Here is a 7,213-nt window from a genome sequence, read left to right as displayed (position 1 = left end):
CGTAGGCCATGAACTGCGGGATCGGATACCGCACGCCGCCCTTGTACGTGCCGGCCAGCCCCTCGAGCACCTCCGCGGCGCGGGCCGGCGCGATCGTGAAGGCCATCTCGTGGTCCTGCGTCTGGCCGAAGATCCGGTCCCCGGAGCAGGGGAGGATCACCTGGGGCTCGCGCGTCTTCATCGTGGTGACGATGATCTCGGAGCAGTCAATCCGACCCTGGAACGCGGAGGTCAGCTTGCCCCCGCGCTTCCAGAGCGCCGCCTGGACCAGCCGCATCACCTGGGCGGGGCTCGCGTAGAGGACGACGAGGTGGGGCTCGAAGTCACAGCGGTCGAGCGGCGCCACCAGGAGGCAGTAATACTCACCCGGGGTGAACTTGTCCACTGCGGCCTCTGAGCGCTGCCCGGCCTCTTTGGTCTCGGTGTACATCCCTTCGCAGAGGGTCCCCGAGGTGTAGAGGTGAGTCGGCTTGTCGAACCCGAGCGCCGTGATCCCGAGCGAGCAGATGTGGTCCTCGCGGGTGAGCGCGATCGTCCAGCCGTAGCGGCGCGACATGTCGATGACCTGGCAGTTCATCGAGAGCTTCTTGAAGTCACGGGCCGGCCGCTTGGCCCTGGGCGGGATCTCCTCGCCGGGCTTGAGCATCCGCACCGCCACCGGGAAAGTCTGGGGGCGGATGTAGAACTGGAGCTCCTTGTCCGCGCTCTTGGTGTCGATCATGGCTCGCTCCTCCGCGTCGGGTCGTCGGGCTCCACAGTAGCGGGGGGCCGGTCGGGTGTCAAGGCACACCCCCGCCGGGACCCCTTGACTCGCGCGGGGAGAAAGGGTGGAATAGGTCACACCAGCGGTCTCGCACAGGCGTCCAACCCCCGTCCCTGACAGTGCACCGGGAGGAGGACTCGCGATGATTTCCGCCCCCAGCGCCAGCTACAGCCTCACCGTCCGACTGGAGATCCAGAACCGCCCAGGGATGCTTGGCAAGGTGACGTCCGCCATCGGGAAGGCCGGGGGCGACATCGGGGCCATCGACCTGGTCCAGGTGGGGAAGACCACCGTCACCCGGGACATCACCTTCAAGGCGCGCGACGACAAGCACGGGGCCCAGGTGATCGAGCGCCTCCGCGCGGTGCCAGGCGTCGAGGTCGTGAACGTCTCCGACCGGACCTTTCTCATGCACCTCGGCGGCAAGATCGAGGTCCGGGGCAAGATGGCGGTCAAGACCCGCGACGACCTCTCCATGGCCTACACACCCGGCGTCGCGCGCGTGTGCATGGCCATCCACGACGACCCGGAGAAGGCCTATGCGCTCACGATCAAGCAGAACTGCGTGGCGGTCGTCACCGACGGCACGGCCGTGCTCGGGCTCGGCGACATCGGGCCCAAGGCCGCGCTGCCGGTCATGGAGGGCAAGGCGCTCCTGTTCAAGGAACTGGCGGGCGTGGACGCCTTTCCGGTGTGCCTGGACACCAAGGACCCGGACGAGATCGTCCGCATGGTCAAGGCCATGGCGCCGGTCTTCGGCGGGATCAACCTGGAGGACATCTCCGCCCCCCGCTGCTTCACGATCGAGGAACGGCTCAAGGCCGAGCTTGACATCCCGGTCTTTCACGACGACCAGCACGGTACCGCCGTCGTCGTGTTCGCCGCGCTGCTGAACGCCCTGAAGATCGTCAAGAAGCGGCTCCAGGACATCACGGTGGTCTTCACCGGGGCCGGGGCCTCGGGGATCGCGACGGCCAAGCTCCTGATGCGCGTCGGAGTCCGGCACATCATCAGCTGCGACCGGTCGGGGATCCTCTACAAGGGACGCAAGGAGAACATGAATCCGATGAAGGTCTGGTTCTCGGAGCACACCAACCCGAAGCGCCTCAAGGGGACCGTCGGCGATGCGCTGGCGGGCGCCGATGTCTTCATCGGCCTCTCGGGCCCGGGCGTGGTCACCCTGAAGGACATCAAGAAGATGGCCCGCGATCCCATCGTCTTCGCCATGGCCAACCCGATCCCCGAGATCCTGCCGGAGGAAGCGGGGCCGCACGTCCGGGTCATGGCCACGGGGCGCTCTGACTACCCGAACCAGATCAACAACGTCTGCTGCTTCCCGGGGTTCTTCCGCGGGCTCTTGAACGTGCGCGCGCGGACGGTGAACGACGAGATGAAGATCGCCGCCGCCAAGGGGATCGCCAGCATCGTGGGCAGGTCCGAGCTGAACGACGAGTACATCACCCCCTCCGTGTTCGACAAGCGCGTGGTGGAGGCGGTCGCCGCGGGCGTCGCCGAGGCGGCGTACGAGACCGGGGTCGCGCGCCGGAAGCGGAAGACTGTCGTCGTCCCCGGCTGATGGCCCGCTACCGGGTCATCTTCTGGCGGGACATCCCTTCCCTGGTCGAGGCGGTCGAGGGGGACCAGACCGTCCGTGCCCCGCTCTCGCAGCGCTTCCAGGACCTGATCGACACGCTGGCCATGCGCACGGGGGCCTCCTCGACCGAGGCCTACCTGGAGGGCTGGCGCCAGGAGGCTGAGGCGGAAAGACCGGGAAGCGCCGAGGTCGTCGCCGCTCAGGTTGCCGCCGAGCTGGAGGCGGGGTTCGAGCGCCTCGTTCAGCACCACCTGCTGGAGACCCCTCCCCAGCCCGAATGACCCGGGCGGGCCCGGCATTTTTGCCTGGACTTTTTGTCGCGCCGGCCAGTTTTTGCAGGCTTCGCCCCGGGCCGCTCGAGTCCCCTGTTCCGGTAACTCCTTAAATTTCCCCCACTTCGCTCAGCCCTGGTCAGACCTCCTGCTTCCTTTCCTCCCGGCACGGTTCTTGCTCTATTTCGGAGGAAACCGAGCAAACAGGAGGGGTCCGATGAAGGAGATTCAAGCCCAGTTGGAGCAGGAGCTCCACCAGACGGTGGAGCGGTTGCGGCAGCTCGGTGGGGCGATCGTCATCGAGGACTTCGCCAGCCCCGTGTGGGACGACGCTTCGTTTTCTGACGCCGTGGACGGGATCCAGATCAACGAGGATCGCGAGATCAGCCTGGCCACCCGAAGTCTCCTCGTGGAGCGCGCCAACAAGCTGGCCGAGGCCATCGAGCGCCTCCGGCGGGGGGTCTACGGCCGGTGCGAGGAGTGCGACGAACCCATCGCGCCTGCCCGCCTCAAGGCCATGCCCGAGGTCACGACCTGCGTCCGGTGCCAGGACAGGATCGAGCGGGAGCTGCGGCGGTCCAACAGGGTCGCGGCGCTGTTCGCCGCCGCCGAGGAGGACGACGAGTAAAGCCGTTGCAGGTTGTCGGGCTCCTCCCGGTTGTGTCAGCATGGGCGTGTGCGCACGCCCGTCGTGAACCTTACCCGCCCCCTGCTGTGGCTGCTGGCGCGCGCGTACTTCGGGATCCGGTTCGAGGGCGTCGGGCACGTCCCGCTGGAAGGCCCGCTGATCATCGCGCCGAACCACGTCACGTACGCTGACCCGCCCCTCGTCAGCATCCCCCTTCGCCGTCCGATCTACTACATGGCCTGGCGCCGGCTGTTCGAGGTGCCAGGGCTGGGCTGGATGATCCGTCGGTTGCGCGCCTTCCCGGTCGAGGTCGACGCCGCGGACCGTCGCGCTACGCGGGAGGCGGTGCGCCTCCTTCAGGTGGGGGCCGCGATGATGATCTTCCCCGAGGGTGGCCGCTCGGCCGACGGGAGGCTCCAACCGTTCAAGGCCGGGGCGTTCAGGCTTGCCGTTTCACTCGGTGTCCCGGTCCTCCCCGTCACGATCGCGGGCGGGCACGAGGCCTGGCCGCCGAAGCGTCTTCTCCCGAGGCCGGGCCGGATCACGATCGTCTACCACCCGCCGATCGTCCCGCCCCAGGAGCCCGACCTGAAGACGGCCGCCCAGGAGCTCGCCCGCCGGGTGAGGGCGGCCATCGCATCGCGACTCCCCCCCGACCAGCAGCCGCTCTGCGAGACGGGCTCCGGACCTTCCTGATCCCGGCGGCGGCCGCTGTCGGAGTAACGACCTTCGAGCGCGCACCCATGGCTCCGCCGTGGGTACCCGGCCCGAGCAACCAACTCGGGCCTCGCCTCGTGGCTTTGACTTACTCGGGTTTCGCCTCGCCGCTGGCGCAGGCGATGACGCTGCCTGCGCCGAAGCGCCTCGGCTCGAACTGCCACGCCTGCGGCTCGTCGGCAGCCGCTCGGCTCGAACCGCCATTCCTGGGGGAGGCCTCGGAGGGGGCCCGGGTACCCGCGCCGGAGGCGCGGGTGTCCCCCTCCGATTGAGTCAGCCCCGGTCCCGTTCCCCCAGCTCCTCCACCTGATAGCCGGCGCTCCGGAGGCTCTTGATCACGGCGTCGATCTGATCCCGTCCCGAGGTCTCGAGGGTCAGCTCGACCTCGCTCTCACCGATCCGCGCGCGCGAGAAGGCGCGGTTGTGGACGATGTGGAGGATGTTCGCGCGGGCCGCGGCGACCATGCCGGTCAGCCGCGCGAGGGCGCCGGGACGGTCCTGGAGGAGAACCGAGAGGCGCACCAGCCGGCCGTCCTTGACGAGACCGCGCTCGATGATCCGCGAGACCACGTTGACGTCGATGTTACCGCCCGAGAGGACCAGGGCGACCGTCTTCCCCTCGAGCCGTGCCTTCCGGTTGACGAGCGCGGCGAGCGTGGTGGCCCCGGCGCCTTCGACCACGGCCTTCTCGATCTCCAGCAGCAGGAGGATCGCGTTGGCGATCTCCTCCTCGTCCACGGCCACCACCTCGTCGACCAGCCGGCGGACGATCTCGAAGGTCAGCTCTCCCACCTGGCGCACGGCAATGCCGTCGGCGATCGTGGCGGCCGGGGAGAGCGTGACAGGCGCGCCCGCGGTCAGGGCGCGCCGCATCGCCGGCAGCGCCTCGGCCTGGACGCCGATCACCCGTACGCTCGGCTTGAGGGCTTTCACCGCCACAGCGATCCCCGCGACGAGCCCGCCGCCGCCGACCGGCACGACGATCGCGTCCAGGTCGGGGCACTGCTCGAGGAGCTCGAGGCCGATCGTACCCTGGCCCGCGATCACCCGCGGATCGTCGAAGGGGTGAACGAAGACCAGATTCCGCTCCTGCTGTAGCCGCCGCGCGTGGGCATAGGCCTCGTCGTAGTTGGCGCCAGCGAGGATGACCTCGGCTCCGTAGCGTCGGGCTGAGGTCACTTTGATCAGCGGCGCCCATTCGGGCATGACGATCACCGCGGGGATGGCGAGCCGCCGGCCGTGGAACGCCACGGCCAGCCCGTGGTTGCCGGCGCTGGCTGCCACGACCCCTTGCCGCCGCTCCCCGGGCGTGAGGCTCTGGAGCAGATTCGCGGCCCCACGCTCCTTGAAGGAGCCGGTCATCTGGAGGTTCTCGAGCTTGACGAAGCAGCGGCTTCCTGTGAGCTGGGAGAGCATCTCGGAGAAGGCGCAGGGGGATGCGTAGATCGCCCCGCTCAGGGCGCGGTGCGCCGTCTCAACATCGGCAAGCTCGACCACGGGCCCCACGCGACCGGCTCCGGCTCTCAGAACGGGAGGACCGGGTCGCGTTCGGAAGGGTTCATCCAGGCGACAGGCATGAACGGGGTCGAGTGTGCGAAGGCGGTCCGTCCCCGCCAGTCGAGCAGGATCACACCGCCGTCCCCGCGCCCTTCCTCGGTCAAAACGTCCATCGCCACCGGCGCGGCTTCCGCGGGGTCGTCGAGCGCCTTGAGGATCTCCAGGACGCGCCGGGCCAGGACCACGCGGATGATGGCCTCGCCGTTGCCGGTGCAGGAGGCGCCGCCGATGGTGCTCTCGGCGTAGGTGCCGCACCCGATCAGCGCCGAATCGCCGAGGCGCCCCGGGAGCTTCCCCGCCGTCCCCCCCGTGGAGGTCGCCGCGGCGATCGTCCCGTGAAGGTCGAGCGCTACCGCGCCGACGGTGTTCCCGCGTCGTGCGGCTTCCCAGCGCTTGAGCTGGCGCTCGGTGACGAGCTCGCTGGGATCGCATTCGGGCAGACCCTGCTCCCGGGCAAAGGCAAGCGCGCCCTCGCCGACCAGGAGGACGTGCTGGCCGTCCTCCAGGATTCGCCGCGCGAGCGTGATCGGGTGGGCGATGCGCGTCACGCCGCCGACCGCTCCCGCGCGGAGCCGATCGCCCTCCATGATAGACGCGTCGAGCTCGACCGTTCCGTCCCGGGTCAGGGCTGCGCCGCGGCCCGCGTTGAAGCGAGGGTGGCCCTCGAGGCTCCGAACCGCGGCTTCGACGGCGTCGAGGGCGCCGCCACCTCCCGACAGCACGCCCCAGCCCGCCGTCACGGCCTCGCGGAGGCCGGCCCTCAGCTCGTCGCGTCCCTCGGCCGGGTCGGCGCCCGCTCCGCCGTGGACGATCAGCGTCGGGACCCTGGACGCCATCGCTCGGATTCGCCGCCCACCGGTGGTCGCCCCGGCTTGTCGGTGCGCGGGGATCTAGGTATCATCCCGCCATGGCCTTGCTTTCGGTGGATCGACTCTCGGTCTCGTTCGGCGGCCTGGCCGCGCTCTCCAACGTGAGCCTGGCAGTCGAGCGCGGGGAGATCGTCGGCCTCATCGGCCCCAACGGGGCCGGCAAGACCACGCTCTTCAACGCTATCACGGGCTTCGTCCGGCCGTCGGGAGGCCGGATTCACTTCAAGGGTCAGCCGATCACGGGCTGGTCCGCCCACCGGATCTGCTGGGCCGGCATCGCCCGGACTTTTCAGATCGTGAGGTTTCTCCCCGAGCTGTCGGTTCTCGAGAACGTGCTCGTCGCGGGCTCCTTCGGCCGCCGCCGCGGCAACGGCCGCGTGATGAGCCGCGCCGAGGCGGTCCGGCTTCTCGAGCGCGTCCGGCTCGGCGCGCGCGCGGGCGATGCACCCGGCGCGCTGCCGCTCGCGGACCGCAAGCGCCTGGAGATCGCGCGGGCCCTCGCCACCGGGCCCGAGCTGCTCCTGCTGGACGAGGTGCTCTCCGGCCTCCGCGGCCACGAGGCGCGCGAGCTGATGGCGCTGATCCAGGTCCTCCGCGGGGAGGGGACCACGGTGGTCATGATCGAGCACATCATGAAGGCTATCATGGCGCTGTCCGACCGCGTCGTGGTGCTTCACCACGGCGAGAAGATCGCTGAGGGGACGCCCGCCGAGGTCTCCACCTCGCCGCGCGTGATCAACGCTTACCTTGGTACCGCTCGGTCTCACGACCCGGCTGGACCTCCTGGTTCGCGGGGCTGAGACTGCCGGCGAC

8 protein-coding genes are annotated in these 7,213 nt (G+C 69.5%); 5 read left to right on the top strand and 3 right to left on the bottom strand.

Translation table 11 applies throughout. The features are described from left to right. Positions 1-721: DUF169 domain-containing protein (locus HY726_12280; GenBank protein MBI4609774.1), on the bottom strand; the 721-nt coding region annotated here is incomplete at its 3' end. Positions 722-905: 184 nt separating this feature from the next. Between HY726_12280 and HY726_12275 the strand changes: the two genes are divergently transcribed. The 4 genes from HY726_12275 to HY726_12260 all read left to right on the top strand — a co-directional run bounded on the left by HY726_12275 (position 906) and on the right by HY726_12260 (position 3,953). Next, a complete protein-coding gene (locus HY726_12275; protein MBI4609773.1) occupies positions 906-2,339 on the top strand; it encodes an ACT domain-containing protein in 1,434 nt (477 codons plus the stop codon). Beyond that, positions 2,339-2,638 carry a virulence factor gene (locus tag HY726_12270; GenBank protein MBI4609772.1) on the top strand — a complete coding sequence of 100 codons (300 nt, stop codon included), beginning with the start codon at positions 2,339-2,341 and terminating at the stop codon, positions 2,636-2,638. The genes HY726_12275 and HY726_12270 overlap by 1 nt, the downstream gene beginning before the upstream one ends. Positions 2,639-2,846: 208 nt before the next feature. Further along, on the top strand, positions 2,847-3,257 hold the full coding sequence (locus HY726_12265; protein ID MBI4609771.1) for a TraR/DksA family transcriptional regulator: 411 nt from the start codon (positions 2,847-2,849) through the stop codon (positions 3,255-3,257). Between the two features lie 48 nt (positions 3,258-3,305). Continuing rightward, positions 3,306-3,953: a 1-acyl-sn-glycerol-3-phosphate acyltransferase gene (locus tag HY726_12260; GenBank protein ID MBI4609770.1), complete on the top strand. Its 648-nt coding sequence runs from the start codon at positions 3,306-3,308 to the stop codon at positions 3,951-3,953. A gap of 294 nt (positions 3,954-4,247) precedes the next feature. Here the strand turns inward: HY726_12260 and HY726_12255 are convergent, their stop codons facing one another. Together HY726_12255 and HY726_12250 are read right to left on the bottom strand one after the other, a co-directional pair. Continuing rightward, complete coding sequence (locus HY726_12255) at positions 4,248-5,471, bottom strand: threonine ammonia-lyase (protein ID MBI4609769.1); 1,224 nt, start codon at positions 5,469-5,471, stop codon at positions 4,248-4,250. 26 nt (positions 5,472-5,497) lie between these two features. Next, positions 5,498-6,367, bottom strand: coding sequence for an isoaspartyl peptidase/L-asparaginase (locus HY726_12250; GenBank protein ID MBI4609768.1), 870 nt, complete (start codon positions 6,365-6,367; stop codon positions 5,498-5,500). Positions 6,368-6,438: 71 nt separating this feature from the next. Between HY726_12250 and HY726_12245 the strand changes: the two genes are divergently transcribed. Then, positions 6,439-7,200: an ABC transporter ATP-binding protein gene (locus tag HY726_12245; GenBank protein MBI4609767.1), complete on the top strand. Its 762-nt coding sequence runs from the start codon at positions 6,439-6,441 to the stop codon at positions 7,198-7,200. Positions 7,201-7,213 lie beyond the last annotated feature (13 nt).

Source organism: Candidatus Rokuibacteriota bacterium (genome assembly GCA_016209385.1).
GTDB lineage: Bacteria > Methylomirabilota > Methylomirabilia > Rokubacteriales > CSP1-6 > JACQWB01.
This window is presented reverse-complemented; position numbering and strand designations above follow the sequence as displayed.